The sequence below is a fragment of the Pseudomonas sp. DWP2-2 genome (assembly GCF_049897065.1).
Lineage (GTDB): Bacteria > Pseudomonadota > Gammaproteobacteria > Pseudomonadales > Pseudomonadaceae > Aquipseudomonas > Aquipseudomonas paracarnis.
The window spans coordinates 136,819-156,902 of sequence record NZ_JAFCVN010000011.1; the positions used below are offsets into that span (position 1 = coordinate 136,819).

General features: G+C 61.3%; 12 protein-coding genes. 8 read left to right on the top strand and 4 right to left on the bottom strand.

The annotated features are described in order from the left end of the window. The first annotated feature begins 114 nt into the window (after window positions 1-114). The 6 genes from ACP7CZ_RS21620 (at window position 115) to ACP7CZ_RS21645 (ending at window position 12,458) form a co-directional block, all read left to right on the top strand. Window positions 115-1,413, top strand: a complete 1,299-nt coding sequence (locus tag ACP7CZ_RS21620; RefSeq protein ID WP_106118030.1) for an MdtA/MuxA family multidrug efflux RND transporter periplasmic adaptor subunit — start codon at window positions 115-117, stop codon at window positions 1,411-1,413. Further along, window positions 1,410-4,511, top strand: a complete 3,102-nt coding sequence (locus tag ACP7CZ_RS21625; protein ID WP_014718694.1) for an MdtB/MuxB family multidrug efflux RND transporter permease subunit — start codon at window positions 1,410-1,412, stop codon at window positions 4,509-4,511. Before ACP7CZ_RS21620 ends, ACP7CZ_RS21625 begins: the two co-directional genes overlap by 4 nt. Then, window positions 4,508-7,615: an efflux RND transporter permease subunit gene (locus ACP7CZ_RS21630; RefSeq protein WP_054921435.1), complete on the top strand. Its 3,108-nt coding sequence runs from the start codon at window positions 4,508-4,510 to the stop codon at window positions 7,613-7,615. Before ACP7CZ_RS21625 ends, ACP7CZ_RS21630 begins: the two co-directional genes overlap by 4 nt. 152 nt (window positions 7,616-7,767) lie before the next feature. Next, window positions 7,768-9,195: an efflux transporter outer membrane subunit gene (locus tag ACP7CZ_RS21635; protein WP_057977224.1), complete on the top strand. Its 1,428-nt coding sequence runs from the start codon at window positions 7,768-7,770 to the stop codon at window positions 9,193-9,195. 368 nt (window positions 9,196-9,563) lie between these two features. Further along, on the top strand, window positions 9,564-11,657 hold the full coding sequence (locus tag ACP7CZ_RS21640; protein WP_054898711.1) for a putative bifunctional diguanylate cyclase/phosphodiesterase: 2,094 nt from the start codon (window positions 9,564-9,566) through the stop codon (window positions 11,655-11,657). 54 nt (window positions 11,658-11,711) lie between these two features. Continuing rightward, the gene (locus tag ACP7CZ_RS21645) at window positions 11,712-12,458 is read left to right on the top strand and encodes an SDR family oxidoreductase (protein ID WP_034127640.1); all 747 of its coding nucleotides are present in this window, start codon (window positions 11,712-11,714) and stop codon (window positions 12,456-12,458) included. Here the strand turns inward: ACP7CZ_RS21645 and mapR are convergent. From mapR to ACP7CZ_RS21660, 3 genes are all read right to left on the bottom strand, one after another. Further along, the gene (mapR, locus tag ACP7CZ_RS21650; RefSeq protein WP_054898710.1) at window positions 12,455-13,864 is read right to left on the bottom strand and encodes a GntR family transcriptional regulator MpaR; all 1,410 of its coding nucleotides are present in this window, start codon (window positions 13,862-13,864) and stop codon (window positions 12,455-12,457) included. The genes ACP7CZ_RS21645 and mapR overlap by 4 nt on opposite strands. A gap of 159 nt (window positions 13,865-14,023) precedes the next feature. After that, window positions 14,024-15,433 carry a cytochrome c oxidase accessory protein CcoG gene (gene ccoG / locus ACP7CZ_RS21655; RefSeq protein WP_034127668.1) on the bottom strand — a complete coding sequence of 470 codons (1,410 nt, stop codon included), beginning with the start codon at window positions 15,431-15,433 and terminating at the stop codon, window positions 14,024-14,026. Between the two features lie 184 nt (window positions 15,434-15,617). Beyond that, window positions 15,618-15,857 (bottom strand): DUF3203 family protein, encoded by a 240-nt coding sequence (locus tag ACP7CZ_RS21660; protein WP_054898709.1) that lies wholly within the window; start codon window positions 15,855-15,857, stop codon window positions 15,618-15,620. Window positions 15,858-15,980: 123 nt separating this feature from the next. Here ACP7CZ_RS21660 and ACP7CZ_RS21665 point away from each other — a divergent pair, with 123 nt between their 5' ends. After that, window positions 15,981-16,478, top strand: coding sequence for an MgtC/SapB family protein (locus tag ACP7CZ_RS21665; RefSeq protein WP_034127637.1), 498 nt, complete (start codon window positions 15,981-15,983; stop codon window positions 16,476-16,478). Window positions 16,479-16,484: 6 nt separating this feature from the next. Here ACP7CZ_RS21665 and ACP7CZ_RS21670 read toward each other — a convergent pair whose 3' ends face one another. After that, window positions 16,485-17,522 (bottom strand): M10 family metallopeptidase C-terminal domain-containing protein, encoded by a 1,038-nt coding sequence (locus ACP7CZ_RS21670; protein ID WP_252950909.1) that lies wholly within the window; start codon window positions 17,520-17,522, stop codon window positions 16,485-16,487. Window positions 17,523-18,070: 548 nt separating this feature from the next. On the opposite strand from ACP7CZ_RS21670, the gene ACP7CZ_RS21675 reads away from it, so the two are divergent. Continuing rightward, the gene (locus ACP7CZ_RS21675) at window positions 18,071-20,059 is read left to right on the top strand and encodes an alpha-1,4-glucan--maltose-1-phosphate maltosyltransferase (RefSeq protein ID WP_127881362.1); all 1,989 of its coding nucleotides are present in this window, start codon (window positions 18,071-18,073) and stop codon (window positions 20,057-20,059) included. Window positions 20,060-20,084: the final 25 nt, after the last annotated feature.

The following is a 20,084-nucleotide window of genomic DNA, read 5'->3' on the forward strand; positions in this document are numbered from 1 at the left end:
TAAGATCAGAAGTTAAACGTTGTAAGCCCAAAGTAAATAGCCGGTAAAGGTGCTTTTCTTAAGGCCCCCCAGTGCTTATCTTTCAGCCTCCCAAAGTAGAAGCTCTCGCGCCCAATGGTTGATCACTCCATGCAATCCTCCCCCCGCAACTCCCGCCGCTGGCTGTTTGGCCTGCTCGTGCTGCTGGTTATCGCCGGCCTGTGCTGGAAATTCTGGCCCAGCGGCGCGGCCCATAAAGACGCTCCGGCCGGGCACACGGGTAAAACCGGCATGGCGCGCCCGGGCTTCGGCGGGTCCACTGGCCCAGTGCCGGTGCGCGTGGCCCCTGCAGTGCTGGGTGAGTTCCCGGTGTACTACAAGGCGCTGGGCACGGTCACGGCGCTGAACACCATTAATGTGCGCAGCCGGGTGGGCGGCGAGTTGGTCAAGATCGCCTTCGAGGAAGGGCAAATGGTCAAGGCCGGCGACCTGCTGGCAGAAATCGACCCGCGCAGCTACCAGAACGCCTTGCTCCAGGCCCAGGGCACCTTGCTGCAGAACCAGGCCCAGTTGAAGAACGCCCAGGTCGATGTACAGCGTTATCGCGACCTGTACGCCCAGGACAGTATCGCCAAGCAAACCCTGGACACCGCCGAAGCGCTGGTGTTGCAGTACCAGGGCACGGTCAAGACCAACCAGGGCGCGGTGGACGACGCAAAGCTCAACCTGGAATTCACCAAAATCCGCGCGCCCATCAGCGGCCGGGTCGGTTTGCGCCAGCTTGACGTCGGCAACCTCGTCGCCGCCAACGACACCACCGCCCTGGCGGTAATCACCCAGACCCAGCCAATCAGCGTGGCCTTCACCCTGCCGGAAAATACCTTGGAAACCGTGCTGGCTCGTTACCACGCCGGTAACAAGTTGCCCGTGGAAGCCTGGGACCGTGGCGACGTGAAAAAGCAGGCAGTCGGTGTACTGCAAAGCCTGGACAACCAGATTGACGTCACCACCGGCACACTGAAATTCAAGGCGCGTTTCGATAACAAGGACCAGGCGCTGTTCCCCAACCAGTTCGTCAATGTGCACCTGCTGGCTGATACCTTGAAGAACGTGGTGCTGGCGCCATCTGCGGCGATCCAGTTCGGCAACAATGGCACCTTTGTCTACAAGCTCGACGGCGACAAGAAGGTCAAGGTCCAGCCCTTGGTGGTAGGTGACACCGATGGCGAAAACACCGTGATCAAGGACGGCCTGGTCGCTGGCGACCGCGTGGTGCTGGAAGGCACCGACCGCCTCAAGGACGGCAGCGAGATCGAAGTGGTCAACGCCAGCAGCGAGGTGCCGACCACGCCGACCGAGCACCTGCAAGGCAAGCCCGCAGCGAAAGGGGAGACCGGGGCTGACGCCGGCAAGGCGCAAAAGGTCGGTTCATGAACCTGTCGCGCCTGTTCATCCTTCGCCCGGTCGCCACCACGCTGAGCATGCTGGCCATTGTCCTGGCCGGCATCATTTCGTACCGCCTGCTGCCGGTGTCGGCGTTGCCCCAGGTGGATTACCCGACTATCCGGGTGATGACCCTGTACCCCGGCGCCAGCCCCGATGTGATGACCAGCGCGGTCACCGCACCGCTGGAGCGCCAGTTCGGGCAGATGCCCGGGCTGACCCAGATGGCCTCTACCAGCTCCGGCGGCGCCTCGGTGCTGACCCTGCGTTTCAACCTCGACATCAATATGGATGTGGCCGAGCAACAGGTGCAGGCCGCGATCAACGCCGCCACCAACCTGTTGCCCAAGGATCTGCCGGCGCCGCCGGTGTACAACAAGGTCAACCCGGCGGATACCCCGGTGCTGACCCTGGCAATCACCTCCAAGACCATGTTGCTGCCCAAGCTCAATGATTTGGTCGACACACGCATGGCGCAGAAAATCGCGCAGATCAGCGGTGTCGGCATGGTCAGCATCGCCGGTGGCCAGCGCCAGGCCGTGCGTATCAAGGTCAACCCCGAGGCCCTGGCGGCCAATGGCTTGAACCTCTCGGACGTACGCGCCCTGATCGCCGCCTCCAACGTCAACCAGCCCAAAGGTAACTTTGACGGCCCCACCCGCGTTTCGATGCTCGACGCCAACGACCAACTGGTCTCGCCCGAGCAATACGCCGAACTGATCCTGGCCTACAACAATGGCGCTCCGCTGCGGCTCAAGGATGTCGCGCAGATCGTCGACGGCGCCGAAAACGAGCGCCTTGCCGCCTGGGCCAACGAGAACCAGGCCGTGTTGCTCAATATCCAGCGCCAGCCGGGCGCCAACGTGATCGAGGTGGTAGACCGTATCAAGGCCCTGCTGCCGAGCATCACCGACAACCTGCCGGCCGGCCTGGACGTGACGGTGCTCACCGACCGCACCCAGACCATCCGCGCTTCGGTCAAAGACGTGCAACACGAGCTTCTGATCGCCATTGCTCTGGTGGTCATGGTGACGTTCCTGTTCCTGCGCCGGGTCAGCGCCACGATCATTCCGTCCATCGCCGTGCCGCTGTCCCTGGTGGGCACCTTTGGTGTGATGTACCTGGCCGGATTCTCCATCAATAACCTGACGCTGATGGCCCTGACCATCGCCACCGGGTTTGTGGTGGACGACGCCATCGTGATGCTGGAGAACATTTCGCGCTATATCGAGGAAGGCGAGACGCCGATGGCGGCCGCGCTCAAGGGCGCCAAGCAGATCGGTTTCACCCTGGTGTCCCTCACGCTGTCGTTGATCGCGGTATTGATCCCGTTGCTGTTCATGGCCGACGTGGTCGGGCGGCTGTTCCGTGAGTTTGCCATCACCCTGGCAGTGGCGATCTTGATTTCCCTGGTAGTGTCCCTGACCCTCACGCCCATGATGTGCGCGCGCCTGCTCAAGCGCGAACCCAAGGAAGAAGAGCAGGGCCGCTTCTACAAAGCCAGCGGCGCCTGGATTGATTGGCTGATCGAAGCCTACGGCCGCAAGTTGCAGTGGGTGCTCAAGCACCAGCCGCTGACGTTGCTGGTGGCGATCGCCACCCTGGGGCTTACGGTGGTGCTGTACCTGGTGGTGCCCAAGGGTTTTTTTCCGGTGCAGGACACCGGGGTGATCCAGGGTATTTCCGAGGCGCCGCAGTCGATTTCCTTTGCGGCCATGAGCCAGCGCCAGCAGGAACTGGCGAAGATCATTCTCGCCGACCCTGCGGTCGAGAGCCTGTCGTCCTACATTGGCGTGGATGGCGATAACGCCACCCTCAACAGCGGCCGCTTGCTCATCAACCTCAAGGCTCACGGCCAGCGCGACTTGAGCGCAGCCGAGGTCATCACCCGCCTGCAACCGCAGATCGACAAGCTGGTGGGTATCCGCCTGTTCATGCAACCGGTGCAGGACCTCACCATCGAGGACAGGGTCAGCCGTACCCAGTACCAGTTCAGCATGTCCTCCCCGGACGCCGAGTTGTTGGCGTTATGGAGCGGCAAGCTGGTACACGCCCTCAGCCAGTTGCCGGAACTCACCGACGTGGCCAGTGACCTGCAGGACAAAGGCTTGCAGGTGTACCTGGTGATCGACCGCGACGCGGCCTCGCGCCTGGGCGTAAGTGTCTCGACCATCACCGATGCGCTGTATGACGCCTTCGGCCAGCGCCAGATCTCCACCATCTACACCCAGGCCAGCCAGTATCGAGTGGTGTTGCAGGCCCAGTCCGGCGAAACCCTCGGCCCGGCGGCCCTCAACCAGATCCATGTGAAAACCACTGACGGTGGTCAGGTACGGCTGTCGAGCCTGGCCCATGTGGAACAGCGCCAGGCGCAATTGGCAATTGCCCATATCGGCCAGTTCCCAGCGGTGATGATGTCGTTCAACCTGGCGCCCGGCGTAGCGCTGGGCAAAGGCGTGGAACTGATCAACCAGACCCAGAAGGACATCGGCATGCCGGTGGGCGTGCAAACCCAGTTCCAGGGCGCGGCCCAGGCGTTCGAAGCCTCGTTGTCGAGCACCTTGCTGTTGATCCTGGCGGCGGTGGTCACCATGTACATCGTGCTCGGTGTGCTCTATGAGAGCTACATCCACCCGATCACTATCCTATCGACCTTGCCGTCGGCGGCGGTGGGGGCCTTGCTGGCGTTGCTGCTCAGTGGCAATGACCTGGGCATGATCGCGATCATTGGCATCATCCTGCTGATCGGTATCGTGAAAAAGAACGCGATCATGATGATCGACTTCGCCCTCGACGCCGAACGCAACCAGGGCCTGGACCCGCAGACCGCGATCTACCAGGCCGCGCTGTTGCGCTTCCGGCCCATCCTGATGACGACCCTGGCTGCCTTGTTCGGCGCGGTGCCTTTGATGCTAGCGAGCGGCTCCGGCGCCGAACTGCGCCAGCCCCTGGGCCTGGTGATGGTCGGCGGGTTGCTGGTGAGCCAGGTGTTGACGCTGTTCACCACACCGGTGATCTACCTGTACTTCGATCGTCTTGGCCGGCGCTGGCGCAAAGAGCCACAACGCCTGGAGCCGGTTGAGCCATGAACCTGTCCGGACCTTTCATCCGCCGGCCGGTCGCGACCATGCTGCTGAGCCTGGCGATCATGTTGCTCGGTGGCGTCAGCTTCAATTTGTTGCCGGTGTCGCCATTGCCGCAGATCGACTTTCCGGTGATCGTGGTGTCGGCCAGCTTGCCCGGCGCCAGCCCCGAGGTGATGGCGTCTACGGTGGCCACGCCGCTGGAGCGTTCATTCGGCGCGATTGCCGGTATCACCACCATGAGCAGCTCGTCGAGCCAGGGCTCTACCCGGGTGATTCTGGCGTTCGATTCCGACCGCGATATCAACGGGGCGGCGCGGGAAGTGCAGGCGGCCATCAACGCGTCGCGCAACCTGCTGCCCAGTGGCATGCGCAGCATGCCCACCTACAAGAAGATCAACCCGTCCCAGGCGCCGATCATGGTGCTGTCGCTGACCTCCGACGTGTTGCAGAAGGGTCAGTTGTACGACCTGGCCTCGACCATTCTGTCCCAGAGCCTGTCCCAGGTGCCGGGTGTGGGCGAAGTGCAGATCGGCGGCAGTTCGCTGCCGGCGGTGCGCATCGAACTGGAACCCAAGGCCCTCGATCAGTACGGCGTCGCCCTGGACGATGTGCGCAACACCATCGCCAATGCCAACCAGCGCCGGCCCAAAGGCTCACTGGAAGACAGCGAGCGCAACTGGCAGATCCAGGCCAACGACCAGTTGGAGAAAGCCAAGGACTATGAGCCCCTGCTGATTCGCTACCAGGACGGCGCCGCCCTGCGCCTCAAGGACGTGGCGAAGATCACTGATGGCGTGGAAGACCGCTACAATAGCGGCTTCTTCAACAATGATTCGGCGGTGTTGCTGGTGATCAACCGCCAGTCCGGCGCCAACATCATCGAAACCGTGCGGCAGATCAAGGCCCAGTTGCCGGCGTTGCAGGCGGTGTTGCCGTCCAGCGTCAAGCTCAGCCTGGCCATGGACCGCTCGCCAGTGATCACTGCCACCCTGCATGAGGCGGAAATGACCCTGCTGATTGCCGTGGGGCTGGTGATCCTGGTGGTGTACCTGTTCTTGGGTAACTTCCGTGCTTCGCTGATCCCGACCCTGGCGGTGCCGGTATCGCTGGTGGGCACCTTCGCGGTGATGTACCTGTACGGGTTTTCTCTGAACAACTTCTCGCTGATGGCGCTGATCCTCGCCACCGGTTTGGTCGTGGACGATGCCATCGTGGTGCTGGAGAACATTTCCCGGCACATCGACGACGGCGTGCCACCGATGAAAGCCGCCTACCTGGGCGCCCAGGAAGTGGGCTTTACCTTGCTGTCGATGAACGTGTCGCTGGTGGCGGTGTTCCTGTCGATCCTGTTCATGGGCGGCATTGTTACCAACCTGTTCCGCGAGTTTTCCATCACCTTGTCGGCGGCGATCATCGTCTCGCTGATTGTCTCGCTGACCTTGACACCCATGCTGTGCGCTCGCTGGTTGAAGCCGCATGTGAAGGACCGGCAGACCGGTTTGCAGCGCTGGAGCCAGAAGATCAACGAGCGCATGGTCGCCGGCTACGCCACCAGCCTGGATTGGGTGCTGCGCCATCGGCGCCTGACCTTGCTCAGCCTGTTCGTCACCGTGGGCGTGAATATCGCGCTGTACGTGGTGGTGCCCAAAACCTTCATGCCCCAGCAGGACACCGGCCAGTTGATCGGCTTCGTGCGCGGTGACGATGGCCTGTCGTTCAGCGTCATGCAGCCGAAGATGGAGATCTTTCGCCAGGCGGTGCTCAAGGACCCGGCGGTGCTCAGTGTGGCCGGCTTTATCGGTGGCAACCAAGGCACTAACAACGCAGTGATGCTGGTGCGCCTCAAGCCGCTTGGCGAACGCAAGATCTCCGCCCAGGCGGTGATCGAGCGCCTGCGCAAGGAGGTGCCGCTGGTGCCGGGCGGGCGCTTGTTCCTTATGGCCGACCAGGACCTGCAGTTCGGGGGCGGCCGCGACCAGACCAGCGCGCAATATTCCTACATCCTGCAAAGCGGCGACCTGGCCGCGTTGCGCCTGTGGTACCCGAAAGTCGTGGCGGCGATGCGTGAGTTGCCGGAGCTGACCGCCATCGACGCCCGCGAAGGCCGCGGCGCGGCCCAGGTGACGTTGATTGTCGACCGCGACCAGGCCAAGCGCCTGGGCATCGACATGGACATGGTCACGGCGGTGCTCAACAACGCCTACAGCCAACGGCAGATTTCCACCATTTACGACAGCCTCAACCAGTACCAGGTGGTGATGGAGGTCAACCCCAAATACGCCCAGGACCCGATCACCCTCAACCAGGTGCAGGTGATCACGGCCGACGGCGCACGGGTGCCGTTGTCGACCATTGCCCACTATGAGAACAGCCTGGCCGACGACCGCGTCAGCCATGAAGGCCAGTTCGCTTCGGAGAATATCGCCTTCGACATGGCGCCCGGGGTCACGGTGGAGCAGGGCACGGCGGCTATCGAGCGTGCGATTGCCAAAGTCGGGTTGCCCGAGGATGTGATCGCCAAGATGGCCGGCACTGCCGATGCGTTCGCCGCGACCCAGAAAGGCCAGCCGTTCATGATTCTCGGCGCGCTGGTGGCGGTGTACCTGGTGCTGGGTATCTTGTATGAAAGCTACATCCACCCGCTGACCATCCTGTCTACGCTGCCGTCGGCCGGTGTCGGTGCGTTGTTGGCGATCTACCTGCTCGGGGGCGAGTTCAGCCTGATCTCGCTGCTGGGTTTGTTCCTGTTGATCGGCGTGGTGAAGAAGAACGCGATCCTGATGATCGACCTGGCGCTGCAATTGGAGCGCAACGATGGCATGAGCCCGCTGGAGTCGATCCGCAGCGCCTGCCTGTTGCGCCTGCGGCCGATCCTGATGACCACCCTGGCCGCGATCCTCGGTGCCTTGCCGTTGCTGCTCGGCAGTGGTGATGGTGCGGAAATGCGCCACCCGTTGGGCCTGACCATTATTGGCGGCCTGGTGTTCAGCCAGGTCCTGACCCTTTACACCACCCCGGTGGTTTACCTTTACCTGGACCGCGCGCGCCATCGCTTCAACGCCTGGCGCGGCGTGCGTACCGATGCTGCCCTGGACACTGCGCTATGACCGACTCAACCCAATCCCTCGTAGCTGCGGGCCTGCTGTGGCGAGGTAGCTTGCTTCCGCTGGGCTGCGAAGCGGCCCCCAAAAAGCCTGGGAGTGCTTCGCCCTCCAGCGCAAGCAATCTCCCTCGCCACAATAAAGCTGGCGGCAATGGCATGAAGTTATTGGCCGTGATGATGTGTGGTGTGTTGCTCAGCGCCTGCGCCATCGGCCCTGACTACAAACGCCCGGACGTCATCGAGCCGGTGCAGTTCAAGGAGGCCCAAGGCTGGCGCCAGGCTAACCCGAGCGACTCCCTGGCGCGTGGCGCCTGGTGGGAGCTGTACGGTGACCGACAACTCAATGACCTGGTGGTGCGCCTTAACACGTCCAACCAGACCGTCGCCCAGGCCGAGGCGCGTTTTCGCCAGGCACAGGCGCTGGTACGCAGCTCACGGGGGGCCTTTTACCCCAGCGTTGACCTGAGCGTCGGCAAGACCCGCGCCAGCCAGGGCACCGGCAGCAGCAGTGCCAGCCTCAGCAGTTCCAGCAGCGGTATCCGCGACACCCTCAACGCCCAGTTGGGCGTGAGTTGGGAAGCCGATATCTGGGGCAAGTTGCGCCGAGGCCTGGAGGCCAACGAAGCCAGCGCCGAGGCGAGCTCGGCCGACTTGGCCGCGATGCGCCTGAGCCAACAGTCCGAACTGGTGCAAAGCTACCTGCAACTGCGGGTCATGGACGAGCAGACGCGTTTGCTGCAAGCCACGCTGGACACCTACCAGCGCTCATTGAAAATGACCGAAAACCAATACCGTGCCGGTGTGGCTGGCAAGGATGCCATCGCCCAGGCGCAAACCCAGCTCAAGACCACTCAGGCCAGCCTGATCGATCTGATCTGGCAGCGTGCCCAATTGGAAAACGCCATCGCCGTACTGATCGGTGAGGCGCCAGCCAACTTCAACTTGGCGGTGAGTAAAGACATCCCGGCCCTGCCGCAGATACCGGTGAGCCTGCCGTCCCAGTTGCTGGAGCGTCGCCCCGATATCGCCTCGGCCGAGCGCTCGGTCATCGCCGCCAACGCCAATATTGGCGTGGCCAAGGCTGCCTATTACCCCGACCTGACCTTGAGCTTGGCGGGGGGCTACTCCAGCAGCACCTATGAAGATTGGATCAGCCTGCCAAACCGCTTCTGGTCGGTAGGGCCGAAACTGGCGATGACCCTGTTCGATGGCGGCCAGCGCTCGGCGGAAGTCGACCGCACCGTGGCCAGCTATGACGAGACCGTGGCCAAATACCGCCAGACCGTACTGGACGGTTTCCGTGAGGTGGAAAACTACATGGTCCAGCTCAAGGTGCTCGCCGATGAGGCGGTGGTTAGCAATGAAGCACTGGAAGCCGCGCGTGAATCCTTGCGCTTGACCGAAAACCAGTACAAGGCCGGGTTGATTGCCTATCTGGATGTGGTCACGGTGCAGGCGACGGCATTGAGCAACGAGCGCACGGTATTGACCTTGCTGCAGTCGCGGCTGGTGGCCAGTGTGCAGTTGATCGCAGCATTGGGCGGAGGCTGGGATGGCCAGACCTCCCTGGCCGAAAAGGAGTAACCGGATACGCCGCGCATCCTGTGGGTGCAAGATCAAATGTGTGGGCTTGCCCCAATGCCAGTCAGTCAAGCACAGCACCCTGGGGGGAGCTGGCTTGCCTGCGAAAGCGTTAGTGCAGTAGCAGATGCGGTGACTGACACACCGCCTTCGCGGGCAAGCCCGCTCCCACAGGAAATCTGCGCAAGCCCCGCACATTTTGATGTCCATGATGTGGTTGAAAACAGCCAGATAAAGCCAGCCGATTGACGCCAGAAATTGCGTGATGGCCAATGGATTAATTAATCACCTGTCCTGTATTCATACTCGCTACAATCGCCCGATTTGCCACCCGGCACGGGCTTTTGCGTCGGTCGCCTGCGAGACGTCCCATGCTGATCGGTAGCTATTCAACCTCCCTTGTCGTGATTTCCCTGTGCGTGGCCATCCTGGCGTCCTACACCGCCTTGGACCTGGCCGGGCGTATCGCGACCGCCAAGGGGCGTGCCGTTTACCTGTGGATCACGGGTGGCGCAGTGGCGATGGGCGTCGGCATCTGGTCCATGCACTTTATCGGGATGTTGGCCCTGCGCCTGCCGTTTGCCCTTGGGTTTGAGGTAGGCATTACCCTGTTGTCGCTGTTGATCGCCGTGCTATCCAGTGGCTTCGCGTTATGGCTGGTCAGCCAGCCACGCTTGCCGGCCTGGCAACTGGCGTTTGGCGCACTGGTGATGGGGGCCGGTATCGCCAGCATGCATTACACCGGCATGGCCGCGATGCGCATGACGCCGGGCATCGACTACGACCCGGCCTTGTTCGGCGCTTCGTTGTTGATCGCGGTGGTGGCTTCCGGCGCCGCGCTGTGGATCGCCTTCAACCTGCGGCGCAACACACCTTATGTGCGTCTGGCTCGGGGCGGCGCAGCCGTGGTGATGGGCGTGGCCATCGTTGGGATGCACTACACCGGGATGGCTGCGGCGCGCTTTGCCGATGACAGCTTCTGCGGTGCCGCACTGACGGGCCTGAGCGGCAAGGGCCTGGATAACCTGGTCTTGGTCACTTCGCTGGCGGTATTGGTCATTGCGCTGTTGACGTCGGTGCTGGATGCGCGCCTGGAAGCGCGCACCGCCGTACTCGCCGATTCCCTGACCCTGGCCAACCAGGAACTCACCCACCTGGCCCTGCATGACATGCTCACCGGCCTGCCCAATCGCACCTTGCTGGCAGATCGCATACAACAAGGCATCCAGGCGGTGCACGAGCGGGGCGGTTGCTTTGCCTTGATGTTTATCGACCTGGATGGTTTCAAACCGGTCAACGATGCCTTTGGTCATCACCTGGGCGACCAGTTGCTGCGCGAAGTTGGCTTGCGCCTGCGCGAGGACTTGCGCAGCCAGGATACCTTGGCCCGCATCGGCGGCGATGAGTTCGTGTTGCTGGTGCAACTCACCCAGCCCGATGATGCGATGGGCTTGGCCGAGCGCCAGGTGGGCCTGATCAACCGCACGTTCACGGTGGCCGAGCATGAGTTGCAGATCTCGGCCAGCATCGGCATCGCCATGTTCCCGGGCAACGGTAGCAACCCCCAGGAACTGCTGATGAACGCCGACGCGGCGATGTATCACGCCAAGGGCATGGGCAAGAATGGCTACAGCTTCTTCGATGTGTCGATGAACACCAATGCGCGCAAACAACTGCAATTGCTGCAGGACCTGCGCATTGCCCTTGAGCAGGGGCAATTTCGTTTGCATTACCAACCCAAGTTCGACGCCGTCAGTGGTCTTGCCGTGGGGGCCGAGGCGCTGTTGCGCTGGGAGCATCCGCATCAGGGCTTGCTGATGCCCGCTACGTTTATTGCACTGGCGGAGAAAACCGGGCTGATCATTCCCATCGGCGAATGGGTGCTCGATGAAGCTTGTCGCCAGATGAGTCAGTGGTACGCACAGGGTTATGAGCACTGGCGCATTGCCGTGAACCTCTCGGCGTTGCAGTTCTGCCACGCCGGGTTGGTCAACAGCGTAGCGGCTGCACTGGAACGGTACCAATTGCCGGCCAACAGCCTCACGCTGGAAATCACCGAGACCACCGCCATGAGCGATGCCGATGCGAGCATGACGGTATTGCAGCAACTGTCGGACATGGGGGTTGACCTGTCCATCGATGACTTTGGCACCGGTTACTCCAGCCTGATGTACCTCAAGCGCCTGCCGGCCAACGAGCTGAAGATCGATCGCGGTTTTGTGCGTGACCTGGAACACGACAGCGATGACGCGGCCATCGTCTCGGCCATCGTGGCCCTCGGCCAGGCCCTGGGCCTGCGGATCGTCGCCGAGGGGGTGGAAACCGATGTGCAGCAGCACTTCCTCACCCGCCTGGGGTGTGACTCCTTGCAAGGCTACTTATTGGGGCATCCATTGCCGGCCGATAGCTTCATGGCGAATATCCGGGGCGCCGAACAGCCGGCGCCTGACAAAAGCAGTCAGTGACGGGTATTCTTGGATCCAACCCTGAACATCCGGTTGAATCGGGAGGCCGCAGCCATGGACAAAGTCGTCATCATCACGGGGGGCAGTCGTGGCATTGGCGCCCAAACGGCATTGCTCGCCGCTCGCCAAGGCTATCGCATCTGCATCAACTACCAGTCTGATGAAGACGCTGCCCTGCGTGTACTGGATCAGGTTCGCGCGCTGGGTGCCCAGGCGATTGCCGTGCGGGCCGATGTCAGCAGCGAGGATGAAGTGATCGCTCTGTTCAATCGCGTTGATACGGAACTGGGCCGGGTCACCGCGCTGGTGAATAACGCCGGCACCGTGGGGCATAAGTCGCGGGTCGATGAGATGTCCGAGTTTCGTATCCTCAAAATCCTCAAGACCAATGTGCTGGGCCCGATCCTGTGTGCCAAACACGCGGTATTGCGCATGTCGCCCCGGCATGGAGGGCAGGGAGGCAGTATCGTCAACGTGTCGTCGGTGGCGGCGCGGCTGGGCTCGCCGGGAGAGTATGTCGACTACGCGGCCTCCAAGGGGGCGCTGGACACCTTTACCCTGGGGCTGTCCAAGGAGGTGGCGGGCGAGGGCATTCGCGTCAACGCCGTGCGCCCTGGCTATATCTTTACCGATTTCCATGCCCTGAGCGGCGACCCGGACCGGGTCAGCAAGCTGGAATCCGGTATCCCGATGGCGCGTGGCGGGCGCCCGGATGAAGTGGCAGAGGCGATTATCTGGTTACTGTCGGACAAGGCATCGTATTCCACCGGAACGTTTATCGACTTGGGCGGCGGCCGTTAAAACGAGCGCACGATCCGCCCTAGTGTCTCCATGGCCTTTTCCGACGCCTCGTTCCAAGGGCTTCCGTAATTCAGGCGAATGCAGTTTCTGAACCGCTGAGTGGCGGAAAAGATCGGCCCCGGCGCAATGCTGATGCCCTGGGCCAGAGCCATCTGGAACAATTTCAGCGAGTCGGTCTGCTCCGGCAGTTCCAACCACAGAAAATAGCCTCCCGCCGGCTGGCTGACCCGTGTTTGCGCCGGAAAATAACGCGCGATGGCCGCCAGCATGGCGCTTTGCTGTTCTTCCAGGGCGTAGCGCAGTTTGCGCAGGTGCCGGTCATAGCCGCCGTGTTGCAGGTAGTCGGCAATCGCCGCCTGGGCCGGCATTGACGGGCACAGTGAGGTCATCAGTTTCAGCCGCTCGACCTTCTGTGCGAAGCGCCCGGCGGCGACCCAGCCCACGCGGTAACCCGGTGCCAGGCTCTTGGCAAAGGAGCCACAGTGCATCACCAGCCCTTCGGTGTCGAAGGCCTTGGCCGGTTTCGGGGCCTGTTGCCCGTAATACAATTCGGCGTAGACGTCATCTTCGATCAGAGGCACTTGATGGCTGCGCAGCAGTTCCACCAGCGCCTGTTTTTTCTCTTCAGGCAACGTGGCGCCCATGGGGTTCTGGAAGCTGGTCATGGTCCAGCAGGCCTTGATCGGATAGCGCTCAAGGCTTTGGGCCAGGGCGTTCAGGTCAATACCGTCGCGCGGGTGCACCGGGATCTCCACAGCCTTGAGCTTCAGGCGTTCAAGCACTTGCAAGCAGGCGTAGAACGCCGGCGCTTCGATGGCCACCAGGTCGCCCGGTTCGGTCACGGCCTGCAGGCACAGGTTGAGTGCTTCGAGGGCGCCGTTGGTGATCAGCAACTCCTCCATCGGCAGCATCAGGCCGCCGACCATATAGCGCAGGGCAATCTGGCGGCGCAGTTGTGGGTTGCCTGGCGACATGTCGGTGACCACCAGGCGGGGGTCCATGTCGCGGCTGGCACTGGCCAGGGAGCGGGCCAGGCGCGGCAGCGGGAACAGCATGGGGCTGGGGAAGGCCGAGCCGAAGGGCACGGTGTTGGGGTCTTTGATCGAGTCCAGTACCGAGAACACCAGCTCACTGACACCCACATCGGTGGACTCATGCACCTGCTCACTCACCACCGGCTCGGAAAACGGGCTCGGCGCGTGGGTGTTGACGAAGTAGCCAGAACGCGGGCGCGCCCTGATCAGGCCACGACGCTCCAGCAAGTAATAGGCCTGGAATACCGTGGACGGGCTGACGCCGTAGGCCTGGCTGGCATAGCGTACCGATGGTACGCGCTGGCCGGGGCCGAGGACGCCGGAGCGGATCAGTTCTGCGATGTCGTCGGCAAATTTTTCGTAGCGTTTCATGGCGGCCTGATTAGCTTTTTGAATGTGTATGCAGGGCGAACTGTAGGAGCGAGCTTGCTCGCGAAAAACGTCAACGATAACGTGTGTTTCCTGAATGAACGCGGCGACGGTGAGTTTTTCGCGAGCAAGCTCGCTCCTACAGTTGATCTCTATCGTTGTTCAGCGATTCAAGGGCGCAACGAAGCGGCTGTCAGCAGCGGTATAAATCCAAGGCTCATCCACATCAGTGACTTTAAAACGCAGGGTTTGAGAGCTGCTGGCCGGTGTGTCCGCCAGCAACGCTACCGACACCGGTATATCGACAATTTCCCCGGCAGCCAGACTGACCTGGGTCTTGCCTTGCAGCTGGAACCCCTCGGCATCCACCAGTTCCAGGCGGTAGTCCTGGCGCTGCTGGGTCTTGTTGATCACCTTGAGGCTGTAGATGTTTTCGATCAACCCCTGGCTGTTTTCACGGAACATACCTCGGTCTTTGGTCACATCCAGCGACACCATCGGCCGTTCAATCAGCGCCACCACCAACGCCGCGATCATCACCAGCAGCACGGCACTGTAGCCGATCAGGCGCGGCCTGAGCAGGTGGGTCTTGCCACCTTGCAATTGATGCTCACTGGTGTAACTGACCAAGCCACGGGCATAGCCCATTTTGTCCATGATCGAATCACAGGCGTCGATGCAGGCCGCACAACCAATGCATTCCATTTGCAGGCCGTCGCGGATGTCGATGCCCGTGGGGCAAACCTGAACGCACAGCTGGCAATCGATGCAATCGCCAAGGCCAACCTCGGCTGGCTGCACGTCACGTTTACGCGGGCCCCGATGCTCGCCGCGGGTGGTGTCGTAGGAAATGGTCAGGGTGTCCTTATCAAACATTACGCTCTGGAAGCGTGCATAGGGGCACATGTGCATGCACACCGCTTCGCGTAGCCAGCCGGCATTGATGTAGGTAGCGCCCGTGAAAAACAGCACCCAGAACAGGCTCACCCCACCGATCTGCCACGTTAACAGTTCGGCGGCCAAGGGGCGGATCGGGGTGAAGTAGCCCACAAACGTCAGCCCGGTCAACACACTGATACCCAGCCACAATGTGTGCTTGGCCGAGCGCCTCGCCAGCTTATTCAGGCTCCAGGGGGCGGCCTGAAGTTTGATGCGCTGGTTGCGCTCACCTTCGGTCACCTTCTCGCACCACATGAACAGCCAGGTGAACGAGCTTTGCGGGCAGGTGTAGCCGCACCATACGCGGCCGGCAAACACCGTGATCGCGAAGAGGCCGAAGGCGCAGATGATCAACAGCGCCGAGAGCAGGATGAAGTCCTGGGGCCAGAACGTCGCACCAAAAATGTGGAACTTGCTCTCGGCCAGGTCCCACAGTACGGCTTGGCGCCCACCCCAGTTCAGCCACACGGTGCCGAAAAAAGCCAGGAACAGCAGGCCGGCACCGCCCACTCGCAGGGTGCGAAACAAGCCGGTAAAGCTGCGGGTATGGATCAGGTTGTCGCTGGATTTGGCCTTCACTTTCTTGGGGTGAATGGGCTCAAAGGTTTCCACGGTTGGGATTCGTTCGCTCATGGTCATTCGCTCATCAGCCTCCATCAGGCCGACGAACTATGGGCGACAGACTGTTTGCATAACAGACTCAGGTGGCGTGATAAAAAGCGGATCAGATCAGCTTGAAGCGTTCTTGTGCGTCAATCTGCTGCACCCCATGGGCATAGGGGTGCAGGGGTTGAGCGGGTCTGATGATGCAGATCAATCAAATCACCGAACCAGGTTGGTCCGCCTTTACATGCTCACGGCCATCGGTTGCGCCTTCAACCGTCAGCGCGTCCGCCTCGGCTTCGGTGATGTAGATGCGCGAACCTGCCAGTTCCAGATAAGACATGGCTTTGGCGTGATCGGTCAGGATGGTCACCCGGGTGGCTGGCAGGCTTTGTTCCTGGCCATTGTCGTCGAGTGTGAAGTAGCACAGATGATTTTCGATGCGTACGGTCATGACAATCTCCGTTTTGTGGGCTATGCAGCGTTAGGCGGCCGCCATGCGCACGGGTTCCAGGCAACTGACTGGCGGTCTGCGCTGTCCATCCTTTATCTATCCATAATGAAAAGGAGCGCATCCATGGAGGCCTGGTGGCATCTGGCGTGGCAAACCCTGCAAGCCGAATTCGCAGACATTGGCGATGCCCGGCAACTCACCCAAGTGACCGTGCGCCTGCTGATCGCGGCGATCCTCGGCGGCATCCTGGGGTTTGAGCGTGAACACAAGGGCAAGGCGGCCGGAGTGCGCACCCATATGCTGGTGGCGCTGGGCGCCGCGCTATTTGTGCTGGTGCCGCAGATGTCCGGCAGCCAGGCGGATGCCATGAGCCGTGTGGTTCAAGGGGTCATCGCGGGCATTGGCTTCCTCGGCGCTGGCACCATCCTCAAGGGCAAGGAAGACGAAGAGGGCCAGCATGTAAAGGGCCTGACCACCGCGGCCGGGTTGTGGATGACCGCCGCCATTGGGGTTGCGGCGGGAATGGGGCGTGAATCGACGGCGGTGCTCAGTACGCTGCTGGCCCTGGCGGTATTCAGCGTGATGCCACGGATCGTCAAGCTGCTGGAGAAGGATGAGTGAAGGAGGTCAAGTGATGAGGTTGCCGTATCTCACCTCACCTAAGGCTTTCACCACAAAGGGCGACTCTCCCGGGTTGCCGGAGATCATCACCACGCTCGTATTGTGAGCCGGGCTATAGTGAATCTGTACCTCGCTACTGGCTCCCGAGAAGTTTCCTACCAATTTCAATGGCGTGTTGCCGAGTTGATTTCTAATTGCCGATACATCGAGTTTGTCTCTGTGGTGGTCAAAATCCATCACTTGCTCAGGTGCGTCGAAACTTGATTCACGGGTATTACGGAAGGTGAAGGTCTGACCATTGTCATTCCTGACATTGTTGTTGTGTGTGAGGCTTTCTGCCGGGGGCGGTGGATTATCCGGTTGAGGGGGCGGGTTGCCGAGGTCCGCCTCTTTGCCGATATTGAAGAGGGCTGAAGCCAGAGGCGTACTTTGCCGCATTCGCTGTATGGCAGAAAGCTTCTCAATGCGTAGATCACGCTCGATTTGCATAGCGCAGTTGAAACCTGCCTCGGGATCAAGAGTGGAGGTGCGCTCGCGAATTTCTTCAAGGCTCAAGCCCGGGTCCTCGATATGTGAGGATCGGTCATGAATCATCTGCAGGCTTGATTGACCTAAACGCTCCTTCACATCGGTAATCAGTTTGCGCGCTTCGTCTGCATCCGGGCCGTGCAGCAAGGATTTGACGTTTTCCCTGCTTAACAGGCTTCGAATCGTGGTCACCTGCCCGGAGGTCTCGTGTGAGTTGGGCGCGCGCAGCATATTGGTAATGTTCTGCTGGCTGGTCAGCGCACGAAGTTGGGCAAGCTGGGTGGCGTCGGCACCGGCCGTCTTCGGCTCTACGTTCGCAGAGGGGGCAGGGTTGGGCAAGGTAAAGGTTTGCGGCGCCCTGGAAGGGGCGGAGGCGGGCGTGTCAGGCTCTTTCCTGCGCATGATTGCGCTTGGGCCGGCCCTGAACAGATCGTTCAGTTTTTCCCGATGATCGTTGACTGGCGGTTGTTGGATGCCGTGAACAGCCGAGAACGGGGGCAGTAGTGAGGTGCGCATAGAAGGTACTCGCTTAACGGACAAGATAGTCTGCGGCCGGCAAGGGGGCGAGGCAGCGTACGGGTGACTGAATCTATCTTGTTCATCAAGAGCGGGATCTCGGTATTGTCGGTGATTGAAGTAGGAAAGCTCAGTAGCGCTTGCCCGCGATATTTTTTCACGGGCAAGTGCTTGGGTGTCTGTGAGTCAGGCAATAACCGGCGGCATCGTCGTGGGCGGTTCCTGCACCGGTGGCGGCTGGTTTTCAGGCGGCTCCTGTTCAGGGTCGCGTTCCGGTTCGGGCGGGGGCAGTGGGGGGGCGTCGATATTCGGATCTTCGGGTTCAGGAGGTGTCGGGATGCTCATGGGTATGGCCTCGTTTGTGCTTTGCTCTGTTGGTGGACCATTGCCTGCTGGAAATGATTCCCGCCCAGGGGCGGTATATCCACCTGAACTTTTGGGCAGCGCCCAGGCTCGGACTTTAAACGGCCCAGCTCAAGGATAGCGTCGCCGTACCTGAATTCGTATCAAGCAAAGAGCGTCCAAAGGGCGTAAGGGGAAGCTGCTCGATGACTGCCGAAACACTGGTTCCAGAAGACTCCGTGCTGCCGTTGTCGCAGGCGCTGCTGCTACCCAGGATCGCGATCGAAAGCACCATGCCGGTCATCGACAACGGGGAGTTTGCCGTCAAGGCGGTGGTGGGCCAGCGGGTTCATGTCACCAGCAAAGTGTTCGCCGATGGCCACGATAAACTGGCGGTGTTGATCCGCTGGCGCGCCCTGGGAGACGAAAGCTGGCACAGCGTAGTCATGCTTGATATCGGCAACAACGGTTGGGAGGGCGCGTTTACCGTGGCCCACCAAGGCCGTCATGAGTACTGCATCGAAGCCTGGATCGATACCTTTGCCAGCTTCTGTTACGAACTGCGCAAGAAGCATGAAGCTGGCGTGCCCGTCAGCCTGGAGTTGCAGGAGGGCCGTAGCCTGGTGCTGCAGGCCGCCGAACGCAGTGACAACGAACTGCGTGACCGCTTGATGCTGTTGCACCATGAGCTTTCCGGCCTGTTGGAAACTGAGCAGGTGGCGTTGTTCCTGCACGAAGACAGTGCACACCTGATGACCCAGGCCGACCATCGCGCCTATTTGAGCGTCAGCCCCGCGTACCCGATTGACGTGGAACGTGAAGCCGCACAATTTGCCAGCTGGTACGAGCTGTTTCCCCGCTCGATCACCGACGATCCGGCGCGGCACGGCACCTTTAACGACGTGCACGCACGCTTGCCGATGATTCACGACATGGGCTTCGACGTGCTGTATTTCCCGCCGATCCACCCCATCGGCCGTAGCCACCGCAAGGGCAAGAACAACTCACTCACCGCCGGCCCTGATGATCCTGGCAGCCCCTACGCCATTGGCAGTGAGGAGGGCGGTCACGAGGCTATTCACCCTCAGTTGGGCACTCGCGATGATTTCCGCCGGTTGGTCAAGGCTGCTGCCGACCACGGCCTGGAAATCGCCCTGGATTTCGCCATCCAGTGCTCCCAGGACCACCCGTGGCTCAAACAGCATCCGGGTTGGTTCAACTGGCGCCCGGACGGCACGATCAAATACGCGGAAAATCCGCCGAAAAAGTACCAGGACATCGTCAACGTCGATTTCTATGCGGCCGATGCCATCCCCAGCCTGTGGACCGAGCTGCGTGACATCGTGGTGGGCTGGGTGGAAGAGGGCGTGAAGACCTTTCGCGTCGACAACCCGCACACCAAGCCGCTGCCGTTCTGGCAATGGCTGATCAGCGACGTGCGTGCCAAGTACCCGGAGGTGATCTTCCTCGCCGAAGCTTTCACCACACCGGCGATGATGGCGCGCCTGGGCAAGGTCGGCTATTCCCAGAGCTATACCTACTTCACCTGGCGCAACACCAAGGCTGAGCTGAGCGAGTACCTTGCCCAACTGAACCAGTCGCCCTGGCGTGAGTGCTACCGCCCGAACTTCTTCGTCAATACGCCGGACATCAATCCGGGTTTCCTGCATGAGTCCGGTCGCGCAGGCTTCCTGATCCGCGCTGCGCTGGCCACGATGGGCTCGGGCCTGTGGGGAATGTATTCGGGTTTCGAGTTATGCGAAGCCGCGCCGGTGCCGGGCAAAGAGGAATACCTGGACTCGGAGAAGTACGAAATCCGACCTCGGGACTTCACCGCGCCGGGCAACATCATCGCCGAGATCGCCCAGCTCAACCGCATCCGCCGCCAGAACCCGGCGTTGCACACGCACCTGGGGCTCAAGCTCTACAACGCCTGGAACGACAACATTCTGTATTTCGGCAAGCGCAGCGAAGACGGCAGCAATTTCATTCTGGTCGCCGTCAATCTCGACCCGCACAACGTCCAGGAAGCCCACTTTGAATTGCCGCTGTGGGAGATGGGCTTGCCCGACGATGCCCAGACCCAGGGCGAAGACTTGATGAACGGCCACCGCTGGACCTGGTACGGCAAGACCCAATGGACCCGGCTGGAGCCGCAGATGCCGTTCGGGATCTGGCGCATCAGTACATCCTGAGTGCTCGTTCCCACGCTCTGCGTGG

Bases quoted from the DNA above. Each gene is read 5' to 3' on its own strand.
- ACP7CZ_RS21665 (WP_034127637.1), top strand. From the start codon at position 15,981: ATGGAGGCCTGGTGGCATCTGGCGTGGCAAACCCTGCAAGCCGAATTC.
- ACP7CZ_RS21620 (WP_106118030.1), top strand. From the start codon at position 115: ATGGTTGATCACTCCATGCAATCCTCCCCCCGCAACTCCCGCCGCTGG.
- ACP7CZ_RS21635 (WP_057977224.1), top strand. From the start codon at position 7,768: ATGAAGTTATTGGCCGTGATGATGTGTGGTGTGTTGCTCAGCGCCTGC.
- ACP7CZ_RS21675 (WP_127881362.1), top strand. From the start codon at position 18,071: ATGACTGCCGAAACACTGGTTCCAGAAGACTCCGTGCTGCCGTTGTCG.
- ACP7CZ_RS21645 (WP_034127640.1), top strand. From the start codon at position 11,712: ATGGACAAAGTCGTCATCATCACGGGGGGCAGTCGTGGCATTGGCGCC.
- ACP7CZ_RS21670 (WP_252950909.1), bottom strand. From the start codon at position 17,522: ATGCGCACCTCACTACTGCCCCCGTTCTCGGCTGTTCACGGCATCCAA.
- mapR (WP_054898710.1), bottom strand. From the start codon at position 13,864: ATGAAACGCTACGAAAAATTTGCCGACGACATCGCAGAACTGATCCGC.
- ACP7CZ_RS21625 (WP_014718694.1), top strand. From the start codon at position 1,410: ATGAACCTGTCGCGCCTGTTCATCCTTCGCCCGGTCGCCACCACGCTG.
- ACP7CZ_RS21640 (WP_054898711.1), top strand. From the start codon at position 9,564: ATGCTGATCGGTAGCTATTCAACCTCCCTTGTCGTGATTTCCCTGTGC.
- ccoG (WP_034127668.1), bottom strand. From the start codon at position 15,433: ATGAGCGAACGAATCCCAACCGTGGAAACCTTTGAGCCCATTCACCCC.
- ACP7CZ_RS21660 (WP_054898709.1), bottom strand. From the start codon at position 15,857: ATGACCGTACGCATCGAAAATCATCTGTGCTACTTCACACTCGACGAC.
- ACP7CZ_RS21630 (WP_054921435.1), top strand. From the start codon at position 4,508: ATGAACCTGTCCGGACCTTTCATCCGCCGGCCGGTCGCGACCATGCTG.